Origin of the sequence: Pseudomonas sp. S3E17, assembly GCF_024168685.1 — a bacterium.
Taxonomy (GTDB): domain Bacteria; phylum Pseudomonadota; class Gammaproteobacteria; order Pseudomonadales; family Pseudomonadaceae; genus Aquipseudomonas; species Aquipseudomonas marginalis.
The window spans coordinates 6,672,786-6,692,230 of record NZ_JALJWE010000001.1; the positions used below are offsets into that span (position 1 = coordinate 6,672,786).

Below are 19,445 nucleotides of genomic sequence, written 5' to 3' on the forward strand. Positions count from 1 at the left end.
CAATCCAAATGTGGAAGGGGGCTTGCCCTGATGCCAGTCAGTTAAGCGTACATCGCGTCCTGTAGGAGCGAGCTTGCTCGCGAAAAACGTCAACGATAACGCGTGCTTCCTGAATGAACGCGGCGCCTGTGAGTTTTTCGCGAGCAAGCTCGCTCCTACAAAAAGCCTTAGGGCAAGCCCCCTCCCACATTTGAACCTGTATATGCCCGTGGCTATTCAGTAATCGTCGCCACGCTCCGTGACATCCCGCTCCACCGGCCCGGCATCCGGGTCATAGCCCACCGGGAACTTGCCCTTCAACGTCCAGGCAAATGCAATGATCTCGGCGATGGTGCGGTACAACTCCTCCGGGATACTGTCGCCCAGTTCCATGCGTGCCAGCAGCTTCACCAGCTCGGCATTTTCATAGATCGGCACTTCATTTTCCCGCGCCAACTTGAGGATGGCTTCGGCCAGGGCATCGTCGCCCTTGGCGGTCAGGGTCGGTGCCTGTTGGCCGTCGTACTTGAGGGCAATCGCCTGGCGTGGCGGGTTGGCGTTGTTCATGCGGTTTCATCCACCCAGCGTTGTTCCAGTCCGGTTTTCGGCCCGCGTGGCGGGGTGCCGAGGTGGCAGTCCAGGTCGCCGACATTGAGCCCCGACGACACCAGGCGCTCGCGCAGGCTGCCCAAATGGCTTTCGATCAGGCTGGCAGTGAAAGGTCGGGTTGCCCACAGTTGGCTGGACAGCTTGCCCTGGGTCAGCTGCGCCTGGACCTGCAACGGCCCCAGGGGCTCCATGTCGAAGGCCAGTTCGACGCGCCAGAGCATCTGTTTGGGCTCCTTGGAATCCTTGCGTTCGGGCTGGTCCTTGTCCGGCGCCGGCTCTTCGCGCTGGAACTTGACCTGCAACGGCACGATGTCCTGCAGGGTGCGCATGGGGATCTCCAACTGCCAGGTGGTTTGCAGGCGGCCATCGGCGGTGGTGCCGGTTTGCTCCAGGCTCGACAGCTGGTGGCTCTGCAAGCGGGAAATGGCCCCGGCGGCCAGGCGCAGCAGGTTTTCCAGGTCGCCTTCGCCCTCCAGTTTTGCCATCAGCCGCTCCGGCAGTGGGAAGCTGACCGGTGCTTGCCGCGCGCCGACCTGACCGAGGGTGCCCAACGGGCTGCGCACGAAGTTGGGCAGCACCTGGGCCAGGGTGTTGGCGGCAAGAATGGCATTCAGGTTGGTGCTCGCAGGCAGGGCGGGCAGCAGGTCGGCGACCAGGCGCAGCAGCGCTCCTTTCATATCCAGCGGCGGCACCTGCGGGTTTTGCCCGGCGAGTAGCTTGGCTTCAAGAAAGGCGCCGCTGTTCTGGATAACCTGGGCCAGCACTTTGGGGTTGCTCACCTGTGCCAGGTCGGGTAAGGCCGCCAGCAAACGGTCGGCGGCAGCGCGCAGGTCGGAGGAGGTGCTGTCGCCGCGGGGCAGATTTTGCAATGCCGTGAACACCGCATCCAGGGAGCCCTGGCGACTTTGCTGGGTCGACAATTGCTGGGTGACGGCCAGTTGATCCTTGAGCCCGCTCAACGGCACAAAATTCAGGGTTTGCGCGTTCTGTACCACGGCGCTGAGCAAGCTGCCCACGCGCAACGGTTGCGGGCTTTCCAGTGTCAGCGTCGCACCGGCCATGGCGCTATTGAGTACGCTCACCAACGAACGGTAGATCGCCGGCTGCGCGGTGCCTTGGGGGAGGGCCTGGGTGGTCAGCACCTTGGCCTGCAGCAGGGTGCCTTCCGGCATCTTGGCCGTATCGATACGGGTGAGGGCGGCAACGTTGGCGCTCAGGGCTTGTTGCAGGCTGATGGCCAGGTTGCCTGCGGGCGTCTGGCTCACGGCCACATTGCTGCCCAACGGCAAGGGTTGTGGGCTGCTGGCTTGCACCAGCGTCTGGCGGCCGCCTTCAAGGGTCAGCTTGAGCAACAGCTGAAACGCCTCACCGCCTTGTTTCAGGGCGAGCACCTCGGCATTCACGGTTTTGCCCGGTTCGATCAGCCCGGTCTGCGGCTCCAGCAGTTTCAGCAGCGCCCCGGGCGCAGGCGCAGGGCTTTGCCCGGCTGCCGGGGTGGGAGGAAGCGTAGGAAGGTTGATCTCGCCGGTCATCGTGCGCATCGTCTCTGGGAAATAGCCCTCTTTAGCGTAGGGCATCGCATGTATAATGCCGCCCGTCTGCAAAGAGAGCGGTAAAAACCTCACAACTATTTGATCCAGCTCTCTAAAATCGGTCGCCAAAGCCGTTATTGTGCTTCTTTCTATAACGGCCGCTGCACCGCCGACTTGAACCGTAAAGGCCCGCGATCTCTTGACCAGCCCTCTTCTTGAAGCCGTAGCGCTCTCCTGTGAACGCGACCTGCGCCTGCTGTTCGAGCACCTCGACCTGCGTGTGGCGGGCGGCGACATGGTGCAGATCAGTGGCCCCAACGGCAGCGGCAAGACCAGTTTGCTGCGCCTGCTGGCCGGCCTGATGCAGCCCACGGCCGGTGAAGTGCGACTCAACGGCAGGCCGCTCAACGAACAACGCACCGAACTGGCACGCAACCTGATCTGGATCGGCCACGCCGCCGGGATCAAGGATGTGCTCACCGCCGAAGAAAACCTCAGCTGGCTCAGCGCCCTGCATCATCCTGCAACCCGCGACGCCATCTGGCAGGCCTTGGCCGCCGTCGGCCTCAAGGGTTTCGAAGACGTGCCCTGCCACACCCTGTCCGCCGGCCAGCAGCGCCGCGTGGCCCTGGCGCGCCTGTACCTGCCTGGCCCGCCGCTGTGGATTCTCGACGAACCCTTCACCGCCCTCGACAAACAAGGCGTCACCCAATTGGAACGGCACCTGGCGCAGCACTGCGAGCAGGGCGGCCAGGTGGTGCTCACCACCCACCACACCCTGGCGCGCATGCCCGTCGGTTACCGCGACCTCGACCTGGGGCGGTGGTCGGTATGAGTGTGTTTGCCCTGTTGGTCGCCCGCGAAGCCCGCTTGCTGTGCCGTCGCCCGGCCGAACTGGCCAACCCGCTGGTGTTCTTCGCCATCGTGATCGCATTGTTCCCGTTGGCGGTTGGCCCCGAGACTAAACTGTTGCAAACCTTGTCTCCGGGACTGGTGTGGGTCGCGGCCCTTTTGTCCGTCCTGCTCTCGCTGGACGGGCTGTTTCGCAGTGATTTCGAAGACGGTTCCCTCGAACAGTGGGTCCTTTCGTCGCACCCCCTGCCACTTCTGGTCCTGGCCAAGGTACTGGCACACTGGGCTTTTTCCGGCCTGGCGCTAGTCTTGCTCTCGCCACTGCTGGCGATGATGCTCGGATTGCCCGGCGAATGCCTGCCGATCCTGTTGCTGAGCCTGCTGCTCGGCACCCCGGTACTCAGCCTGTTGGGGGCGGTGGGTGCCGCGTTGACCGTCGGCTTGAAACGGGGTGGCCTGTTACTGGCCCTGTTGATTCTGCCCTTGTACATCCCGGTACTGATCCTGGGCAGCGGCGCATTGCAAGCCGCGCTCATGGGCATGCCGGCGACCGGTTACCTCCTGTGGCTTGGCAGCCTGACCGCCCTGGCGGTAACCCTGACACCCTTTGCTATAGCCGCCGGCCTGAAGATCAGCGTCGGTGAATAATGAGGTCTGACTGGGCGGTATACGCATAGTCAGTAAAGACCCTACGCTTCTTGCCAAGACAAGAAGCAACCGTGATGGAAACAGCAATGAACTGGACCTGGTTTCACAAGCTCGGCTCGCCCAAATGGTTCTACGGCATCAGTGGCAGACTGCTGCCCTGGTTCAGCATCGCCGCCGTGTTGCTGATCGGCATCGGCCTGGTCTGGGGCCTGGCCTTCGCGCCGCCGGACTACCAGCAAGGCAACAGCTTTCGCATCATCTACATCCACGTGCCCGCCGCGATGCTGGCCCAGTCCTGCTACGTGATGCTGGCGGTGTGCGGCGTCGTCGGCCTGGTGTGGAAGATGAAACTCGCGGACGTCGCTCTGCAATGCGCCGCGCCCATCGGTGCGTGGATGACCGCCGTGGCGCTGGTCACCGGTGCGATCTGGGGCAAACCCACCTGGGGCTCGTGGTGGGTGTGGGATGCGCGACTAACGTCGATGCTGATCCTGCTGTTCCTGTACTTCGGTCTTATTGCCCTGGGCAACGCGATCAGCAATCGTGACAGCGCCGCCAAGGCCTGCGCGGTGCTGGCGATTGTCGGCGTGATCAACATCCCGATCATCAAGTACTCGGTGGAGTGGTGGAACACCCTGCACCAGGGCGCCACCTTCACCCTCACCGAAAAACCGGCGATGCCCGTGGAAATGTGGGCGCCGTTGTTGCTGATGGTACTGGGGTTCTACTGCTTCTTCGGCGCCGTGCTGCTGATGCGCATGCGCCTCGAAGTGCTCAAGCGTGAAGCCCGTGCCAGCTGGGTCAAGGCCGAAGTGCAAAGCTGCCTGGGAGCGCGCGGATGAGTTTTGCTTCTTTCAGTGATTTTCTCGCCATGGGCCACCACGGCCTGTATGTCTGGACGGCCTATGGCATCTGCCTGGCCGTGCTGGCCCTCAACGTCGCCGCGCCGATCCTGGCCCGCAAGCGTTACCTGCAACAAGAGGCGCGTCGTCTGCGCCGGGAGACCGAAAAGTGAATCCGCTGCGTAGAAAGCGTCTGTTGATCATCCTTGCCATCCTGGCCGGTGTCAGTATTGCCGTGGGCCTGGCGATGAGCGCCCTGCGGGAGAACATCAACCTGTTCTACACCCCGACCCAGATCGCCAACGGCGAAGCGCCGCTTGACACGCGCATCCGCGCCGGCGGCATGGTGGAGAAGGGCTCGCTGAAGCGTTCCGGCGATTCCCTCGACGTCACCTTCGTGGTTACCGATTTCAACAAGGCCGTGACCATCACTTATCGCGGCATCCTCCCGGACCTGTTCCGCGAAGGCCAGGGCATCGTCGCCCTGGGCAAGCTCAACGCCGACGGCGTGGTGGTGGCCGATGAAGTGCTGGCCAAGCACGATGAGAAATACATGCCGCCTGAGGTGACCAAAGCCCTCAAGGACAGCGGCCAGTCCGCACCTACCCCCGCCAAGGAGGGCTAAGCCATGACGTCCGCACTGTTTATTCCGGAGCTGGGCCAGTTGGCGATGATCCTCGCCTTGTGCTTTGCCATCGTCCAGGCGGTGGTGCCGTTGCTCGGTGCCTGGCGCGGTGACCGCCTGTGGATGAGCCTGGCGCAGCCGGCCGCCTGGGGCCAGTGTGCGTTCCTGGTGTTTGCGTTTGGCTGCCTGACCTACGCCTTTATGACCGACGACTTTTCCGTCGCCTATGTAGCGAATAACTCCAACAGCGCCTTGCCCTGGTACTACAAGTTCAGCGCGGTGTGGGGCGCCCATGAAGGTTCGCTGCTGTTGTGGGCGTTGATCCTCGGCGGTTGGACCTTCGCGGTGTCGGTGTTCTCGCGCCAGTTGCCGCAAGTCATGCTGGCACGGGTGCTGGCGGTGATGGGCATGATCAGCATCGGCTTCCTGCTGTTCCTGATCATGACCTCCAACCCGTTCACCCGCATCCTGCCGCAGATCCCGGCGGACGGTCACGACCTCAACCCGCTGCTGCAGGACATCGGCCTGATCGTGCACCCGCCGATGCTCTACATGGGCTACGTGGGTTTTTCCGTGGCCTTTGCCTTCGCTATCGCCGCCTTGCTCGGCGGGCGTCTCGATGCGGCCTGGGCGCGCTGGTCGCGGCCGTGGACCATCGTCGCCTGGGCGTTCCTCGGCATCGGCATCACCCTCGGTTCGTGGTGGGCCTACTACGAACTCGGCTGGGGCGGCTGGTGGTTCTGGGACCCGGTGGAAAACGCGTCCTTCATGCCATGGCTGGTCGGCACGGCACTGATTCACTCCTTGGCCGTTACCGAAAAACGCGGCGTGTTCAAGAGCTGGACCGTGTTGCTGGCCATCGCCGCATTTTCCCTCAGCCTGCTCGGCACCTTCCTCGTGCGTTCGGGCGTATTGACCTCGGTGCACGCGTTTGCGTCCGACCCGGAGCGCGGTGTGTTCATCCTGATCTTCCTGCTGTTTGTGGTCGGCGGCTCCCTCACTTTGTTCGCCCTGCGCGCACCAGTGGTCAAGAGCCAGGTCGGCTTCAACCTGTGGTCGCGGGAAACCCTGCTGCTGGGCAATAACCTGGTGCTGGTGGTGGCCGCGTCGATGATCCTGCTCGGCACCTTGTACCCCTTGGTGCTGGATGCCCTGAGCGGCGCCAAGCTGTCCGTCGGCCCGCCGTACTTCAACGCGTTGTTTATTCCGTTGATGGGGCTGTTGATGGTGGTGATGGCGGTCGGTGTGCTGGTGCGCTGGAAGGACACCCCGGTCAAATGGCTGGCCGGCATGCTGATGCCGGTGCTGCTCGGCAGCGTGGCCCTGGCCGTGGTCGCCGGTATCGCCTACGGCGACTTCAACTGGGCGGTGCTCGCCACGTTCCTGCTCGCCGCTTGGGTGCTGCTGGCCGGTGTGCGTGACATCGTCGACAAGACCCGCCACAAAGGCCTGATCAAAGGCCTGCCGACCCTGACCCGCAGCTACTGGGGCATGCAGATCGCCCACATCGGCATCGCCGTGTGCGCCCTCGGTGTGGTGCTGTCCAGCCAGAACAGTGCCGAGCGCGACCTGCGCCTGGCGCCGGGCGAGTCCATGGACCTGGCCGGTTACCAGTTCATCTTCGAAGGCGCCAGGCACTTCGAAGGGCCGAACTTCACGTCAGACAAAGGCACCGTGCGCGTAGTCCGTAACGGTAAAGAGATCGCTGTGCTGCACCCGGAAAAACGCCTGTACACCGTACAAAGCTCGATGATGACCGAAGCCGGCATCGATGCCGGTTTCACCCGTGACCTCTACGTGGCCCTGGGTGAACCCCTGGGCGATGGCGCCTGGGCCGTGCGGGTGCATGTGAAACCGTTCGTGCGCTGGATCTGGTTCGGTGGTTTGCTCACCGGCTTTGGTGGTTTGCTCGCGGCACTGGATCGCCGGTATCGGGTCAAGGTCAAGAGCCGGGTGCGTGAAGCGCTGGGCCTGCAAGGAGCGGCGGTATGAAGCGTTGGTTGATGGTCGTGCCGCTGGCCCTGTTTCTGGTAGTGGCGGTATTCCTGTATCGCGGCTTGTACCTGGACCCGGCCGAGTTGCCCTCGGCGATGATCGGCAAGCCGTTCCCCGCGTTCAGCCTGACGACCGTGCAGGGTGACAAAACCCTGACCCAGGCCGACCTGCTCGGCAAACCGGCGCTGGTCAATGTGTGGGGCACCTGGTGCATCTCCTGCCGCGTCGAGCACCCGGTGCTGAACAAGCTGGCCGAGAAGGGCGTGGTGATCTACGGCATCAACTACAAGGACGACAACGCGGCGGCCTTGAAGTGGCTGGCGGAATTCCATAATCCCTACCAGCTTGATATCCGTGATGAAGACGGCAACCTCGGTTTGAACCTCGGCGTGTATGGCGCCCCGGAAACCTTCTTCATCGATGCCAAGGGTGTGATCCGCGACAAATACGTCGGAGTGATCGACGAAGTGGTGTGGCGCGAGCAACTGGCCGCCAAGTACCAGGCCCTGGTCGACGAGGCCAAGCCATGAAGCGCCTGTTAGCCGTTGCCGTGCTGGCGTTGGGCTTGGCCGGGGTGGCCCACGCTGCCATCGACACTTACGAATTCGCCAAGGACGGTGACCGCGAGCGTTTCCGCGAATTGACCAAGGAGCTGCGCTGCCCCAAGTGCCAGAACCAGGACATCGCCGACTCCAACGCGCCCATCGCCGCCGACCTGCGCAAGGAAATCTTCCGCATGCTGGGGGAGGGCAAGGACAACCAGCAGATCATCGACTTCATGGTCGACCGCTACGGTGATTTCGTGCGCTACAAACCGGCCCTCACCGGCAAGACCGCACTGCTCTGGTTCGGCCCCGCCGGGCTGCTGCTGGCCGGCGTGGTGGTGATGGCCGTGATCGTCCGCCGTCGCCGCGCCGCGCCTACCGATGGTTCCGACGCGCTATCCCCCGAAGAGCGTAAACGCCTCGACCAATTGCTGGACACCAAGACTGATGATTGATTTCTGGCTCGCAGCCGGCTTGCTGCTTCTGATTGCCCTGAGTTTCCTGTTGATCCCTGTGTTGCGTGGCCGCCGTGCCCAGCGTGAAGAGGATCGCACCGCGCTGAACGTGGCGCTTTACCAAGAACGTGTGGCCGAGCTGCAAGTGCAGCAGGACGAAGGCGTGCTCAACGCCGCGCAGCTCGACAGCGGCCGCGCCGAAGCCGCCCGCGAGCTGCTGGCCGACACCGAAGGTGTGGAAAAGCCCCGCGAATCGCGCCTGGGCAAGCCGATGCCGTTGCTCGCCGCCATCCTTGTGCCGGTGCTTGGCCTGGGCCTGTATATGCATTTCGGTGCCAGCGACAAGGTTGAACTGACCCGCGAATTCGCTCAGCCGCCGGTGTCCATGGAAGACATGACCCAGCGCCTGGAACGCGCCGCCGCCGCCCAACCGGACTCGGCGGAAGGCCTGTACTTCCTCGGTCGCGCCTATATGGCCCAGGACCGTTCCGCCGATGCCGCCAAGGTCTTCGAGCGTACCGTGGCGCTGGCCGGGCGCCAGCCGGAACTGCTCGGCCAGTGGGCCCAGGCGCAGTACTTTGCCGACAACAAACAGTGGTCGCCCAAGGTCCAGGCGCTGACCGACGAAGCCTTGAAGCTTGACCCGAAGGAAGTCACCAGCCTCGGCCTGCTCGGTATCGCCGCCTTCGAAGGCCAGCGTTATCAAGAGGCCATCGACTACTGGAGCCGCCTGCTGGCGCAACTGCCACCGCAAGACAATTCCCGCGTGGCGCTGCAAGGCGGCATTGACCGTGCCGCGGAAAAACTCAAGGAAGGCGGCGGTAGCATGGCGCAGAAAGCGGTGATGAACGTCCGCGTGGACCTGTCCGCCGAGGTCAAGGCCAAGGCCCTGCCCACCGACAGCGTATTCATCTTCGCCCGCGCGGTAAAAGGCCCGCCGGCCCCCCTGGCGGCCAAACGCGTCACCGTCGCCGAACTGCCCGTAACCGTCGAACTCGGCGATGCCGACGCGATGATGCCGCAGTTGAAACTGTCCAACTTCCCCGAAGTCCAACTGGTTGCGCGCATATCCCGGGCCGGTCAACCGACCACCGGCGAGTGGATCGGCCGCAGCCAACCCCTGGCCAGCACCACCACTGCGCTGCAGCAGCTGACCATCGACAGTCCGGACAAGTAATTTCGAGGAAACGCCCATGACCGCATTTGCACGCATCACCCTGCTCAGCCTGGTAGTGGGCCTGAGCGCCTGTGCGGTCCACCGCCCACCGCCTGCGCCGACCGGCCCGACTATCCCACCGTCAGGCCCGTCGACCCAGCCGAGCACCAGGCCCTCTGGCCCGGTGACCCCGCCGCCGAAGCCGCTGCCGACCAAATCGCCCACCTTCGCCCCACCACCGGGCGCCGCCAGCCACTGGGACGGCAAGATGCAGGTGTACGTGCTCGACGACCAGCCCGACACCTTCTACCGCCAGCGCACCTACTACCGCTGGAGCAACGGCTGGAGCCGCTCCATCAGCCCCAACGGACCCTGGGAAGACACCGACGTGCAGGGCGTGCCGCCGGGCTTGAGCAAGCAGTACGCGCAATGACAAAAGGCGACCTTCGGGTCGCCTTCTTCATGCCTGTGAAACCCATTCTTCCAAACACTGGAGGGCAAATGTGGGAGGGGGCTTGCCCCCGATAGCGGTGTTTCAGTTGATTAATGTCTGACTGACCTACCGCTATCGGGAGCAAGCCCCCTCCCACAGGAGATCTCCTCAGCCATCAAGCCACGGGACACTCCCGCTCCAGCGCCGCCCCCACTAACAACTGCGCAATCTCAACCATCTGTACCACCGCCAGCACCTGCCTGCGGCTTGAACCATCCAAGTGCTCGGCACAGTCGTAGGCACACACAGTCGCCGACTCCAGCATCGCGCTGGCATTGCTCAAGGCAGCTTCGGTGCTGAGGCCGGGGTGGACGCTGAAGATGAGATTGGGTGGGGTTTGCGGGGTGTCATCCATGGAGGATGGCGGGGGATTTGGCGTGACTTTTTTCATGCAGTAAATCTCCATTCAGTTGGAGCTCACCACATCCGCGACCAAGCGGAAAGGCGGCGAGCTGTACGCAGGTTGGTCGACCAGGGAATGGAAACCCGGCAGGGCCCTAAGCCCTCCCACGCACAGCTCGCCATAACGCGAACACAATAATGCCGCTTGCGCGGCACTGTGCGCCATTCTAATCCAGGCGACCAAGCCTGATCGCTGATGAGCAGCGACTGCGAGAGGCTAACGGTGCGTTATAGCTACTGCAAGCCACAGAGATCGTAGGAAACGTCCTGTTAGCGTTTCGCTGATTTGATTGATCACCCGGAGCATGGGAGCGATCATTAGGCGATAGGCGGCACTATCATCAGGACCAGATTAACTCCCCACCCTTCAACGAGACGGACCCTCATGAACCTCTACGTCATACGCCACGGCGAAACGTGGGCCAACGCGGAGCATCGCTACCTCGGCGCACTCGACCCGGAACTGACCGAGCGGGGCCGGGAACAGGCTGTTTTGCTCAGCGAAAAACTACCCGGCGGTATTGAGGTGTTGATCGTTTCTCCACGCTTGCGGGCGCGGCAAACGGCGCAGATTCTTAACCGTGTGTTAAACCTTGAACCTGTGACGATTGACAGCTTCCGCGAGCGCGATGTGGGTGTGTTCGAAGGGTTGACTCAGGCGGAGGCCAAGGCCATGCATCCAGCGCTTTGGGCACAGGACATCACGCGCCAATGGGCGGCAGGGCCTGACGGTGGTGAGTCGATAGCTGATGTGGTCACGCGAGTACACCAAGGCTTGGTCCAGTTAACGTCGCTTTATCCAACACAGGCTGTTTTGCTGGTGGCACATGGTTTTGTGGCAAAGGTGATTCGTGCATTGGCCAGAGGGGACTTCTCGGATTTCTACACCTGGCAGCTTTCAAATGGGGCGATGTTGGCTCTGGAGGATTTTGAATTGAAGATACTTCCGGCTATCTCGCCCTTTGAAACGGACTGAATCACCGCAACACGCGACTTTCAAAAAACCTCACCAACCCGTCAGGGTTGAGCAAGTATTAAGCCCAGCAAATATTGAGGCGGCGCGCACTTCAGTAACGTGGTCTCTGCCGAGGGATTGCTGGATATACTTTCCAGTGCGGGGAAAATCGCCATTGGCCTGCGCGCCGACCTGGTCCAAGCCAGGAGCCGCGCAGGGCTTCCCGTGGTGCAACACGTCTGGCGACAAGCGAAGAGGGTGTTTTGATGGCGGGCAGGTTGATCTATCTCATCGGGCCATCGGGTTCGGGCAAGGACAGCCTGTTGGAGGCTGCACGCCCACGATTGGCCGAACGCGGTTGCCGGATTGTGCGCCGCGTGATCACACGCTCGGCGGAAGCGGTGGGTGAGGCGGCCCAGGGCGTCAGCCCGGAGCAATTCGCCGTGATGCAGGCCGAGGGCGCGTTTGCCCTCAGTTGGCACGCCAACGGGTTGTCCTACGGCATCCCCAAGGTCATCGACGAATGGCTGGCGGCGGGGGAAGACGTACTGGTCAATGGTTCTCGCGCGCACCTGGCGAAGACCCGCGAGCGCTACCCGGATATGTGGGTGCTGTTGCTGACGGTGGATCAAGCCGTATTGCGCCAGCGCCTGGTGGCGCGGGGGCGTGAGGCCCAGGCGGATATCGAGGAGCGCCTGGCGCGCAATGCGCGGTTCACCACCGAACTGATCGCCGGCAATGGCTCAGGGTTGTTTGTGCTGGATAACTCCGGGCCACTGGAGCACACGGTCGAGCGCCTGCTGTGTTGCCTGAACTCGGGGCATTCCGTATGCGCCTGACCAACGATGCAAGCCTGTGCCGTCAACCGTGCAGCGCATTGATCGAGTGCGGCATGGGGCATGTCAAGCGGCGAAATCCTGACAGGCCGTGAACTCGGCGGAAAAGTTAAGTGCATGTATCTGTCTGAGGGCGGATTTGGTGTAGTCAAATCAGCGCCATTGTGTAGGATTTTGTTTTTTTTCTGAGAATCCAATAAGTTTTTTGGCGCGAAAGTGTGTGTTCAGTTGTTTAAAGTGCAAGCGGTTTATCGCATGTCTTAACGCATGTTGCGCCACCTTAGTGTGTTTCAGTAGGAACTAAATCAGTGCTGTCCTGAGTGTTTTCTACATGGGAGCTTATTGCGTCGATTCTGATTGAGTCGACTCATTAACTTACTGTAGGGAGCGCTATCTCATGATTAACTCTGAATGTTCTCGTCTCAACGTATCACCTGAAAACCTGCCGCCTTCCGAGTCTGGCCCCTATGGTGTGGGCGCCGGTCGCAAACCAACCTTCACAACGGAGCAGGCCGGAAAGTACATCACCCGCGACAACCTGCATTTCCACGACCGTAATGGCGACAAGCGCATCGACCTCTCCTATACGGTAGACCCGACGTTCAGCGCCGCGCAGCAACGCCGGGTGCGCCAGGCGGTGCAACATTGGGAGGACGTGGCCAACATCAGTTTCAAGGAACGGGCAGCCGGCGCCGATGGCACGGTTCACATCAAAAACAACCCGCGCGGTGACCGTGGCGTCGCCAGCTTACCCTCGCGCGGCATTACCACCACCACGGCCACGGTCGGCACACTGCGAGAAAGTAGTTCGCCTGCGCTGGGCAGCCACTTTTCAGTCACTGCCGTGCATGAGATCGGCCACGCCATCGGCCTGCAGCATCCGGGTGATTACAATGGCGGCGGTGCTGATTACAACAATGGTGCCAAATATGCCGGCGATACAAAGGCGCGCAGTGTGATGAGCTACTGGTCGGAGAAAAACCAGGCTGGTCACGACTTTCGGTATTCGAATCCCTCTGCCCCGATGATGGATGACATCGCTGCCGTTCAGCGGCTCTATGGGGCCAATCACAAAACCCGCAACACCGACACCACCTACGGCTTCAATTCCAATACCGGCTGCGAAGCCATGACCCTCACCAGCGCCAGGGATAAACCTATCTTTTGCGTATGGGATGGTGGCGGTAGCGACACTCTGGATTGTTCCGGGTTTTCCCAGAACCAGAACATCAATTTGAACGCCGAGTCGTTTTCCGATGTGGGCGGCTTGAAGGGCAATGTTTCCATCGCCAAGGGCTGCGTGCTTGAAAACGCCATCGGTGGGGCCGGACGTGACGTGTTGACGGGGAATGAGGCAGACAATCGGCTCAAGGGCGGCTTGGGTGCAGACAGGCTGCGGGGCGGCGGCGGGGCGGATATTTTTGACTACGACAAGGCCAGCGACTCCACACCGCAAGAGCCTGACCTGATCGAGGACTTTACCAGCGGGACGGACAAGATTGACGTCTCGGGTGCATTGAGAGAGGCGCGCGTCGGTGCCCTGACGTTCACTGATCGGTTCACGGGTCGCGCCGGCGAGGCATTGCTCAGGCACGACGCGGCCACGGGGCGTTCAAGCCTGGAGATAGATCTGAAGGGGAGCGGCAGCGCCGACCTGGTGGTCAAGAGCATTGGCCAGATCAAACCTGCCGATGTGCAGTGGCAGGGGCAAAAGCCGGAAGTGAACCCCGCACCGAGGGTTGTCCCCACTCCAGCCCCTGCGCCCCCGCTTGATACCAACACGGACCCGCTTGTCGCGTTACAGGAGGTGATGGCCAAGGCGTTGGCGGCCTTGTTGCAATGGATGCAAGGTATCGTCCAGTCGGATGCCCGCCGATAACACATGCCACATGACGAGGCGCTGACAGGCTCAGGCCTTGATCAGCGCCTGCACATAGTCGACAAACGCCCGCGCCTTGGCACTTGCCATGCGCCCGGAAGGGAACACCGCCCATAAATCCCGCGACGGCAATGCCCAGTCAGTCAACACGGCCTTGACCTCGCCGCTGGCCAGCTCCGGTGAAAACATCCAGGTTGACGACAGGGTCAGCCCCAAATGACTCAGCACGGCTGCGCGCACACCTTCAGCTGCAGTGACGCGCACACGGCCCTGGGCGACGATGGGGGCGAGGGTACCGCCTTGGGTGAAGTTCCAGTGCGCGCCTTCGCCGCGGGTGTAGATGATTGCCTGGTGTTGCATCAGGTCGGCGGGGGTAGCGGGTTCGCCGAAGCGTTCGAAGTAGGCGGGGGTACCGAGGATGACGCAGGGCGATTCGCCGATCTTGCGCGCCGTGAGGCTTGAATCATTCAGGTTGCCCATGCGCAGGGCAACGTCGATACCTTCTTCCACCAGGTTGAGGCTGCGGTCATCGAGCACCACGTCCACGTTCATCCCGGGATATTGCGCCAGGAACGGCCCCAGGTGCGCAATGATGTGCAGGCGGGCGAAGGTCACCGGCGCGCTGATCCGCAGGTTCCCCGAGAGTCCGGAGCCTGCACCGCGCGCCGCTTCGTCGGCCGCGTTGGCCTCATCGATGGCGCGCTTGGCTTTATCGAAAAACGCCAGCCCCGCCTCGGTTGGCGTCAGGCCTCTTGTCGAACGCATCACCAAGCGTACAGCCAGCCGTGCCTCCAATTGCGCGACGCTCTTGGAGACGGCCGGTTGACCGATGCCCAGGCGCTTGGCGGCGGCGGAGAACGAGCCGGTCTCGACAACGTGGACGAAGGTTTCCATGGCGGTGAGACGGTCCATCGGGTGTTCCTTGCTGGATTGAGCGCATCGCGAGGCAGCGCGGCGTACAAGCCTAAGGGTAATGCCCATGGAGTGTCATCCGGTTGGTGGTTTTCAACATGGCGCAAAACAACCATCAGTCAGCCTGACCTATTTTGTGCTTGAGTGAAGATAACTCTAGGGTTGCTTTTGTTTAGGCCAAGCCAAGGAGGCTGGGGTGCAAAGCAGGCTATTGATCAAGGAGCTGCAAGAGGCAGGTTGGGTGCTGGATCGGGTCACGGGCAGTCATCATATTTTACCCACCGCTATAACCCGTACACGATCCCGGTGCCGCATCCGAAGAAGGATCTGCCGCTGGGCACCATCAGAAGCATCAGGAAACGTGCCGGGCTGTTTCAGTTTTAAGGAGAGCATTCATGCAATACCCAATCTGTATCGAATGGGGCGATTACTTCACCGCCACCGGTATCCAGATCCCCGATATTCCAGGTGCAGTCACCGCCGGGGACAGTTTCGAAGAGGCCTACAACGCCGCGGTGGAAGTCGCGCACATCCTGCTGCAGGAGATCGCCGCAGAAGGCGGGGTGATTCCGATGCCAACGTCGGTGGCCGATCATCACACCCACGAAGATTACGCCGGGATGGGCTGGGGTATGCTCGAACTGGACATCTCGCCCTATCTGGGCAAGACCGAGAAGGTCAATGTGACCTTGCCCGGCTATGTCATCCAGCGAATCGACCGCTATGTGCGCGAGCACAAGGTCAAAAGCCGCTCGTCATTTCTGGCGGATGCGGCTTTGGAGAAGTTGGTGCGTTCCTAGGCGGTGGCGACAGCCGTTTGCCGCGACGCACTGAGGAAACGCAACAACGCTACCAGCGGGAACGCGCTGCCCACCAGCATCACGCCCAGCCAGCCGCCGTGTTCGTACACGCTGCTGGCAATCGCCGAGCCGAAGGCACCGCCGATGAAGATGCTGGTCATGTACAGCGCGTTCAAGCGGCTGCGGCTGTTGGCGTCGAGTGCATAGATGGCGCGTTGGCCGAGGACCATGTTCATCTGCACGCAGAAGTCCAGGACCACGCCGGTCACCGCCAGGCCGATCACGCTGTACAGTGGGTGCACAAAGGCCGCCAGGAAACTCAACACCGCAAAGACCATGGCCAGCAGCGACGCGCGGTGGGTGTGGCCGGCATCGGCCAGGCGTCCGGCGATGGGGGCGGCAATGGCGCCGATGGCACCGACCAGGGCGAAGATCGCGATCTGGGTTTGGCTCAGGCCATGGTTGCGCACTAGCTCCAGCGGGGCGGCGGTCCAGAACAAGCTGAACGTGGCGAACATGCAGCCTTGGTAAAACGCGCGTTGACGCAGCAGCGGTTGTTCACGCAACAGGGTGCCCAGGGAGCGCAGCAATTGACCATAACTGGCGCTGTGGTCCGGCTGGCGCTTGGGGATGGTCAGCATCAGCACCACGCTGATAAACACCATCAACGCGGCGGCCGCCATGAACATCGCGCGCCAGCCAAAATGGTCAGCCACGACGCTGGACACTGGCCGCGCCAGCAGGATGCCCAACAGCAGCCCACCCATGATGCTGCCGACCACCCGACCCCGAGACTCGGCGGGCGCCAGGTGTGCGGCCAGGGGGATCAGGATCTGTACCGACACCGAACTGAAGCCGATCAGCAACGACACCAGCAGGAACAGGTTCGGTTGTTCGGTAAAGGCCGCGCCCAACAGGCTGGCAATTGCCACCAGGGTCGTGATGATCATCAACTTGCGGTTTTCCAGCAGGTCGCCCAAAGGCACCAGGAAGAACAGGCCGAGGGCATAGCCGATCTGCGTCAGGGACACGATCAGGCTGGCCATCGCGGGGGTGAGGCCGATGTCCGGTGCGATCAGTTCGATGATCGGCTGGGCGTAGTAGATGTTGGCGACGATGGCGCCGCAGCAAAACGCAAACAGCATCACCATCGCGCGGGTCATGGTGCTCGTAGCGTGGGGGGTAGCATTCATGGTGTTCTCATAAAAGCGAAGGAAGATGGCGAGCGAGAGTAAAGACAAGGTTCAACGGCGAGTAGGCCGCTTGTGGTGATATCACTTATGCCGGGTGATGATACATTCAGACACAACTGCCGAAACAGGAAATCCAGCGCCATGCAAATCACGCTCAACAAGATACTCCTGGCTTCAAGCCTCGCTGCTGCAATGGCCCTGGGCCTGGCCAATGCCGCCGATGCGCCGCGCGTAGGCGTACGCGGGGCAATCACCGCGATGGACGGTGATGCGATGCAGGTCAAGGTCAACAGCGGTGAAGACGTCACCGTGCACCTGACCAAGGACACCCAGGTGCGCGCCGTCACCCTGGCCAGGATCGATGAAATCAAGCCGGGCAGCTACATCGGCTCGGCCGCCATGCCCAACGCCGACGGTACCCTGACGGCGCTGGAAGTGCATGTGTTCCCACCGGCCATGGCCGGCACCGGCGACGGGCATCGGGCGTTTGACCTGAAGGAAGGCAGCAGCATGACCAACGGCACCGTCGGCGACTTGGTGGTCAGCAAAGGGCGGACGTTGACCGTGAAATACAAGGGCGGCGAACAGAAGATCGTGGTGCCGGAGGATGTGCCGATCGTCAACCTGGAACCGGGGGACCGCAGCTTGCTCAAGCCGGGGGTGAAGGTGGTGTTGTTTGCCGCGCAGGGGGCGGATGGGAAAATCACTGCCCAAGCCATTTCAGCCGGCAAGGATGGCGTGACACCGCCGATGTAACTGCAAAACCCAGATCTAAATGTGGGAGGGGCAAGCCTCCTCCCACATTTGTCAGTTACTGACCGGAGTAGATCTGGTCGAAAACCCCACCATCATTGAAGTGGGTTTTCTGCACGGTGCGCCAGTCACCAAAGGTCTTCTCCACCGACAGGAAGTCGACTTTCGGGAAGCGGTCGGTGTACTTGGCCAGCACCTTCGGATCACGCGGGCGCAGGTAGTTGTTGGCAGCGATTTCCTGGCCTTGCGGCGACCACAGGTACTTCAGGTAGTCTTCTGCCGCCACGCGAGTGCCTTTCTTCTCGACTACTTTATCCACCACCGACACCGGCGGCTCGGCTTCGGCGGAGACGCTTGGGTAGATCACTTCGAACTGATCGCGACCGAATTCACGGGCGATCATTTCGGCTTCGTTCTCGAAGGTCACCAGCACGTCGCCGATCTGGTTGGTCATGAACGTGGTGGTGGCGGCGCGGCCACCGGTGTCCAGCACGGGCGCCTGTTTGAAAAGCTTGCCGACAAAGGCCTTGGCCTTGTCTTCGTCGCCGCCGTTCTTGAGTACATAACCCCAGGCCGACAGGTAGGTGTAGCGGCCGTTACCGGAGGTTTTCGGGTTGGGCACGATCACCTGCACGCCATCCTTGAGCAGGTCCGGCCAGTCTTTCAGGGCTTTGGGGTTGCCCTTGCGTACGATGAACACGGTGGCCGAGGTAAACGGCGCGCTGTTGTTCGGCAGGCGGGTGACCCAGTTGTCCGGCACCAGTTTGCCGTTGTCGACCAGGGCGTTGATGTCGGTGGCCATGTTCATGGTAATCACGTCAGCCGGCAGGCCGTCGATCACCGAGCGCGCTTGTTTGCTGGAACCGCCGAAGGACATCTGCAGGGTCAGCTTGTCGTTCGGGTGCTCGGCTTCCCAGTGCTTCTGGAAGGCGGCATTGTAGTCCTTGTAGAAATCGCGCATCACGTCGTAGGAGACGTTGAGCAGAGTGACCGGGGCGGCCTGGACGGCGCCCGCGAGGGCAAGGCCGGCGGCCAGGAGAGAGGCGCTTACGAGTTTTTTCACTGCTCATTCCTTGTTGTTCGGGAGAAGAGGGGAGGCACATTGCCAGCGACTATAGCCGGGGGCACTTAGTCGCTTAAAGATTAAAAAGAACTTTGCTTATTCCACTTTCTTAAAAAGAGCGCTGCCACAGCGCGAACAGAACGCCGCGTTGGGCTCGTGGCTGTTTTTCCTGCACACCGGGCAGTCGTGTTGCAGTTGCTCACCGCGCATGGCACTGGCCAGTTCGGCCGTAAAAATACCCGTGGGCACGGCGATGATCGAGTAACCGGTGATCATCACCAGCGACGAAATCACCTGGCCCAACGGCGTCTTGGGCACGATATCGCCAAAGCCCACGGTGGTCAGCGTCACGATCGCCCAATAGATGCCCTTGGGGATACTGGTGAAGCCGTGCTCCGGGCCTTCGATCACATACATCAAGGTGCCGAACACCGTGACCAGGGTGCACACGCTCACCAGGAACACCACGATCTTCTGCTTGCTGCCGCGCAGCGCCGCCATCAGGTAGTTGGCCTGCTTGAGGTACGGGCTGAGCTTGAGCACGCGGAAAATCCGCAGCATCCGGATGATGCGGATGATCAGCAGGTACTGCGCGTCGCTGTAGTACAGCGCAAGGATGCCGGGCACGATGGCGAGCAGATCCACCAGCCCGTAAAAGCTGAAGGCGTAGCGCAACGGCTTGGGCGAGCAGTACAGGCGCAACCCGTACTCGATCAGGAAGATCAGGGTGAAGCCCCATTCAATGTAGGCCAGCACATCGGCGTAGTTCTGGTGGACCTGGTCGATGCTGTCGAGCATCACGATCACCAGGCTGGCGAGGATGATCAACAGCAGGATGCCATCAAAGCGCCGCCCGGCGACCGTGTCGCTCTGAAAAACCATGATGTAGAGCCGCTGACGCCAGTCGTTGTTGCTGTCCAT

Annotated in this window: 22 protein-coding genes and 2 pseudogenes; 17 read left to right on the forward strand and 7 right to left on the reverse strand. The window is 61.8% G+C overall.

The window, feature by feature from the left end:
* Positions 1-216: 216 nt before the first annotated feature.
* Together J3D60_RS30365 and J3D60_RS30370 are read right to left on the reverse strand one after the other, a co-directional pair.
* Positions 217-546, reverse strand: coding sequence for an EscU/YscU/HrcU family type III secretion system export apparatus switch protein (locus tag J3D60_RS30365; RefSeq protein WP_065939955.1), 330 nt, complete (start codon positions 544-546; stop codon positions 217-219).
* Complete coding sequence (locus J3D60_RS30370) at positions 543-2,120, reverse strand: flagellar hook-length control protein FliK (RefSeq protein ID WP_065939998.1); 1,578 nt, start codon at positions 2,118-2,120, stop codon at positions 543-545. The genes J3D60_RS30365 and J3D60_RS30370 overlap by 4 nt, the downstream gene beginning before the upstream one ends.
* 199 nt (positions 2,121-2,319) lie before the next feature.
* On the opposite strand from J3D60_RS30370, the gene ccmA reads away from it, so the two are divergent.
* The 10 genes from ccmA (at position 2,320) to J3D60_RS30420 (ending at position 9,671) form a co-directional block, all read left to right on the forward strand.
* The gene (gene ccmA / locus J3D60_RS30375; RefSeq protein WP_253493810.1) at positions 2,320-2,955 is read left to right on the forward strand and encodes a cytochrome c biogenesis heme-transporting ATPase CcmA; all 636 of its coding nucleotides are present in this window, start codon (positions 2,320-2,322) and stop codon (positions 2,953-2,955) included.
* The gene (gene ccmB / locus J3D60_RS30380) at positions 2,952-3,620 is read left to right on the forward strand and encodes a heme exporter protein CcmB (protein WP_065924458.1); all 669 of its coding nucleotides are present in this window, start codon (positions 2,952-2,954) and stop codon (positions 3,618-3,620) included. The genes ccmA and ccmB overlap by 4 nt, the downstream gene beginning before the upstream one ends.
* Positions 3,621-3,706: 86 nt before the next feature.
* A complete protein-coding gene (locus J3D60_RS30385) occupies positions 3,707-4,462 on the forward strand; it encodes a heme ABC transporter permease (protein ID WP_065924459.1) in 756 nt (251 codons plus the stop codon).
* Positions 4,459-4,635, forward strand: a complete 177-nt coding sequence (gene ccmD, locus J3D60_RS30390) for a heme exporter protein CcmD (protein ID WP_003172771.1) — start codon at positions 4,459-4,461, stop codon at positions 4,633-4,635. The genes J3D60_RS30385 and ccmD overlap by 4 nt, the downstream gene beginning before the upstream one ends.
* Complete coding sequence (gene ccmE / locus J3D60_RS30395; RefSeq protein ID WP_027607026.1) at positions 4,632-5,087, forward strand: cytochrome c maturation protein CcmE; 456 nt, start codon at positions 4,632-4,634, stop codon at positions 5,085-5,087. Before ccmD ends, ccmE begins: the two co-directional genes overlap by 4 nt.
* A gap of 3 nt (positions 5,088-5,090) precedes the next feature.
* Positions 5,091-7,079 carry a heme lyase CcmF/NrfE family subunit gene (locus J3D60_RS30400; protein WP_253493812.1) on the forward strand — a complete coding sequence of 663 codons (1,989 nt, stop codon included), beginning with the start codon at positions 5,091-5,093 and terminating at the stop codon, positions 7,077-7,079.
* A complete protein-coding gene (locus tag J3D60_RS30405; RefSeq protein ID WP_253493814.1) occupies positions 7,076-7,612 on the forward strand; it encodes a DsbE family thiol:disulfide interchange protein in 537 nt (178 codons plus the stop codon). Before J3D60_RS30400 ends, J3D60_RS30405 begins: the two co-directional genes overlap by 4 nt.
* On the forward strand, positions 7,609-8,082 hold the full coding sequence (locus tag J3D60_RS30410; RefSeq protein WP_065939952.1) for a cytochrome c-type biogenesis protein: 474 nt from the start codon (positions 7,609-7,611) through the stop codon (positions 8,080-8,082). The genes J3D60_RS30405 and J3D60_RS30410 overlap by 4 nt, the downstream gene beginning before the upstream one ends.
* Positions 8,075-9,259 (forward strand): c-type cytochrome biogenesis protein CcmI, encoded by a 1,185-nt coding sequence (ccmI, locus tag J3D60_RS30415; protein WP_253493817.1) that lies wholly within the window; start codon positions 8,075-8,077, stop codon positions 9,257-9,259. The genes J3D60_RS30410 and ccmI overlap by 8 nt, the downstream gene beginning before the upstream one ends.
* A 16-nt stretch (positions 9,260-9,275) precedes the next feature.
* Positions 9,276-9,671 (forward strand): hypothetical protein, encoded by a 396-nt coding sequence (locus J3D60_RS30420; protein WP_065939950.1) that lies wholly within the window; start codon positions 9,276-9,278, stop codon positions 9,669-9,671.
* Positions 9,672-9,846: 175 nt separating this feature from the next.
* Here J3D60_RS30420 and J3D60_RS30425 read toward each other — a convergent pair whose 3' ends face one another.
* A complete protein-coding gene (locus J3D60_RS30425; RefSeq protein ID WP_253493820.1) occupies positions 9,847-10,122 on the reverse strand; it encodes a DUF6124 family protein in 276 nt (91 codons plus the stop codon).
* A gap of 396 nt (positions 10,123-10,518) precedes the next feature.
* Between J3D60_RS30425 and J3D60_RS30430 the strand changes: the two genes are divergently transcribed.
* From J3D60_RS30430 to J3D60_RS30445, 4 genes and pseudogenes are all read left to right on the forward strand, one after another.
* On the forward strand, positions 10,519-11,109 hold the full coding sequence (locus tag J3D60_RS30430) for a histidine phosphatase family protein (RefSeq protein ID WP_253493822.1): 591 nt from the start codon (positions 10,519-10,521) through the stop codon (positions 11,107-11,109).
* 78 nt (positions 11,110-11,187) lie between these two features.
* Positions 11,188-11,355 (forward strand): annotated as a pseudogene (locus J3D60_RS30435) (alpha-D-ribose 1-methylphosphonate 5-triphosphate diphosphatase); the annotation flags it as partial.
* Entirely contained in the window at positions 11,355-11,927 is a 573-nt protein-coding gene (phnN, locus tag J3D60_RS30440) for a phosphonate metabolism protein/1,5-bisphosphokinase (PRPP-forming) PhnN (RefSeq protein ID WP_253493824.1), read from the forward strand. The pseudogene J3D60_RS30435 and the gene phnN, both read left to right, overlap by 1 nt.
* A gap of 394 nt (positions 11,928-12,321) precedes the next feature.
* Positions 12,322-13,803: a M57 family metalloprotease gene (locus J3D60_RS30445; RefSeq protein ID WP_253493826.1), complete on the forward strand. Its 1,482-nt coding sequence runs from the start codon at positions 12,322-12,324 to the stop codon at positions 13,801-13,803.
* 30 nt (positions 13,804-13,833) lie between these two features.
* Here the strand turns inward: J3D60_RS30445 and J3D60_RS30450 are convergent, their stop codons facing one another.
* A complete protein-coding gene (locus J3D60_RS30450) occupies positions 13,834-14,715 on the reverse strand; it encodes a LysR family transcriptional regulator (protein ID WP_253493828.1) in 882 nt (293 codons plus the stop codon).
* Positions 14,716-14,911: 196 nt separating this feature from the next.
* On the opposite strand from J3D60_RS30450, the pseudogene J3D60_RS30455 reads away from it, so the two are divergent.
* Positions 14,912-15,099, forward strand: a pseudogene (locus tag J3D60_RS30455) (type II toxin-antitoxin system HicA family toxin).
* Positions 15,100-15,110: 11 nt separating this feature from the next.
* Positions 15,111-15,515: a type II toxin-antitoxin system HicB family antitoxin gene (locus J3D60_RS30460; RefSeq protein ID WP_253493830.1), complete on the forward strand. Its 405-nt coding sequence runs from the start codon at positions 15,111-15,113 to the stop codon at positions 15,513-15,515.
* Here the strand turns inward: J3D60_RS30460 and J3D60_RS30465 are convergent.
* The gene (locus J3D60_RS30465) at positions 15,512-16,708 is read right to left on the reverse strand and encodes an MFS transporter (protein WP_253493832.1); all 1,197 of its coding nucleotides are present in this window, start codon (positions 16,706-16,708) and stop codon (positions 15,512-15,514) included. The genes J3D60_RS30460 and J3D60_RS30465 overlap by 4 nt on opposite strands.
* Positions 16,709-16,849: 141 nt before the next feature.
* Between J3D60_RS30465 and J3D60_RS30470 the strand changes: the two genes are divergently transcribed.
* Positions 16,850-17,464 (forward strand): DUF5666 domain-containing protein, encoded by a 615-nt coding sequence (locus J3D60_RS30470; protein ID WP_253493833.1) that lies wholly within the window; start codon positions 16,850-16,852, stop codon positions 17,462-17,464.
* Positions 17,465-17,519: 55 nt separating this feature from the next.
* Here the strand turns inward: J3D60_RS30470 and J3D60_RS30475 are convergent, their stop codons facing one another.
* Both J3D60_RS30475 and J3D60_RS30480 read right to left on the reverse strand, forming a co-directional pair.
* The gene (locus J3D60_RS30475) at positions 17,520-18,524 is read right to left on the reverse strand and encodes a sulfate ABC transporter substrate-binding protein (protein WP_027607038.1); all 1,005 of its coding nucleotides are present in this window, start codon (positions 18,522-18,524) and stop codon (positions 17,520-17,522) included.
* A 96-nt stretch (positions 18,525-18,620) separates the two neighbouring features.
* On the reverse strand, positions 18,621-19,445 hold the full coding sequence (locus J3D60_RS30480; protein ID WP_027607039.1) for an ion transporter: 825 nt from the start codon (positions 19,443-19,445) through the stop codon (positions 18,621-18,623).

Excerpts from the sequence above, each read along its gene's own strand:
- J3D60_RS30365 (WP_065939955.1), bottom strand. The coding sequence starts at position 546 with ATGAACAACGCCAACCCGCCACGCCAGGCGATTGCCCTCAAGTACGAC.
- J3D60_RS30370 (WP_065939998.1), bottom strand. The coding sequence starts at position 2,120 with ATGACCGGCGAGATCAACCTTCCTACGCTTCCTCCCACCCCGGCAGCC.
- ccmB (WP_065924458.1), top strand. The coding sequence starts at position 2,952 with ATGAGTGTGTTTGCCCTGTTGGTCGCCCGCGAAGCCCGCTTGCTGTGC.
- J3D60_RS30385 (WP_065924459.1), top strand. The coding sequence starts at position 3,707 with ATGAACTGGACCTGGTTTCACAAGCTCGGCTCGCCCAAATGGTTCTAC.
- ccmD (WP_003172771.1), top strand. The coding sequence starts at position 4,459 with ATGAGTTTTGCTTCTTTCAGTGATTTTCTCGCCATGGGCCACCACGGC.
- J3D60_RS30400 (WP_253493812.1), top strand. The coding sequence starts at position 5,091 with ATGACGTCCGCACTGTTTATTCCGGAGCTGGGCCAGTTGGCGATGATC.
- J3D60_RS30405 (WP_253493814.1), top strand. The coding sequence starts at position 7,076 with ATGAAGCGTTGGTTGATGGTCGTGCCGCTGGCCCTGTTTCTGGTAGTG.
- J3D60_RS30410 (WP_065939952.1), top strand. The coding sequence starts at position 7,609 with ATGAAGCGCCTGTTAGCCGTTGCCGTGCTGGCGTTGGGCTTGGCCGGG.
- ccmI (WP_253493817.1), top strand. The coding sequence starts at position 8,075 with ATGATTGATTTCTGGCTCGCAGCCGGCTTGCTGCTTCTGATTGCCCTG.
- J3D60_RS30420 (WP_065939950.1), top strand. The coding sequence starts at position 9,276 with ATGACCGCATTTGCACGCATCACCCTGCTCAGCCTGGTAGTGGGCCTG.
- J3D60_RS30425 (WP_253493820.1), bottom strand. The coding sequence starts at position 10,122 with ATGAAAAAAGTCACGCCAAATCCCCCGCCATCCTCCATGGATGACACC.
- J3D60_RS30430 (WP_253493822.1), top strand. The coding sequence starts at position 10,519 with ATGAACCTCTACGTCATACGCCACGGCGAAACGTGGGCCAACGCGGAG.
- phnN (WP_253493824.1), top strand. The coding sequence starts at position 11,355 with ATGGCGGGCAGGTTGATCTATCTCATCGGGCCATCGGGTTCGGGCAAG.
- J3D60_RS30445 (WP_253493826.1), top strand. The coding sequence starts at position 12,322 with ATGATTAACTCTGAATGTTCTCGTCTCAACGTATCACCTGAAAACCTG.
- J3D60_RS30450 (WP_253493828.1), bottom strand. The coding sequence starts at position 14,715 with ATGGACCGTCTCACCGCCATGGAAACCTTCGTCCACGTTGTCGAGACC.
- J3D60_RS30460 (WP_253493830.1), top strand. The coding sequence starts at position 15,111 with ATGCAATACCCAATCTGTATCGAATGGGGCGATTACTTCACCGCCACC.
- J3D60_RS30465 (WP_253493832.1), bottom strand. The coding sequence starts at position 16,708 with ATGAATGCTACCCCCCACGCTACGAGCACCATGACCCGCGCGATGGTG.
- J3D60_RS30470 (WP_253493833.1), top strand. The coding sequence starts at position 16,850 with ATGCAAATCACGCTCAACAAGATACTCCTGGCTTCAAGCCTCGCTGCT.
- J3D60_RS30480 (WP_027607039.1), bottom strand. The coding sequence starts at position 19,445 with ATGGACAGCAACAACGACTGGCGTCAGCGGCTCTACATCATGGTTTTT.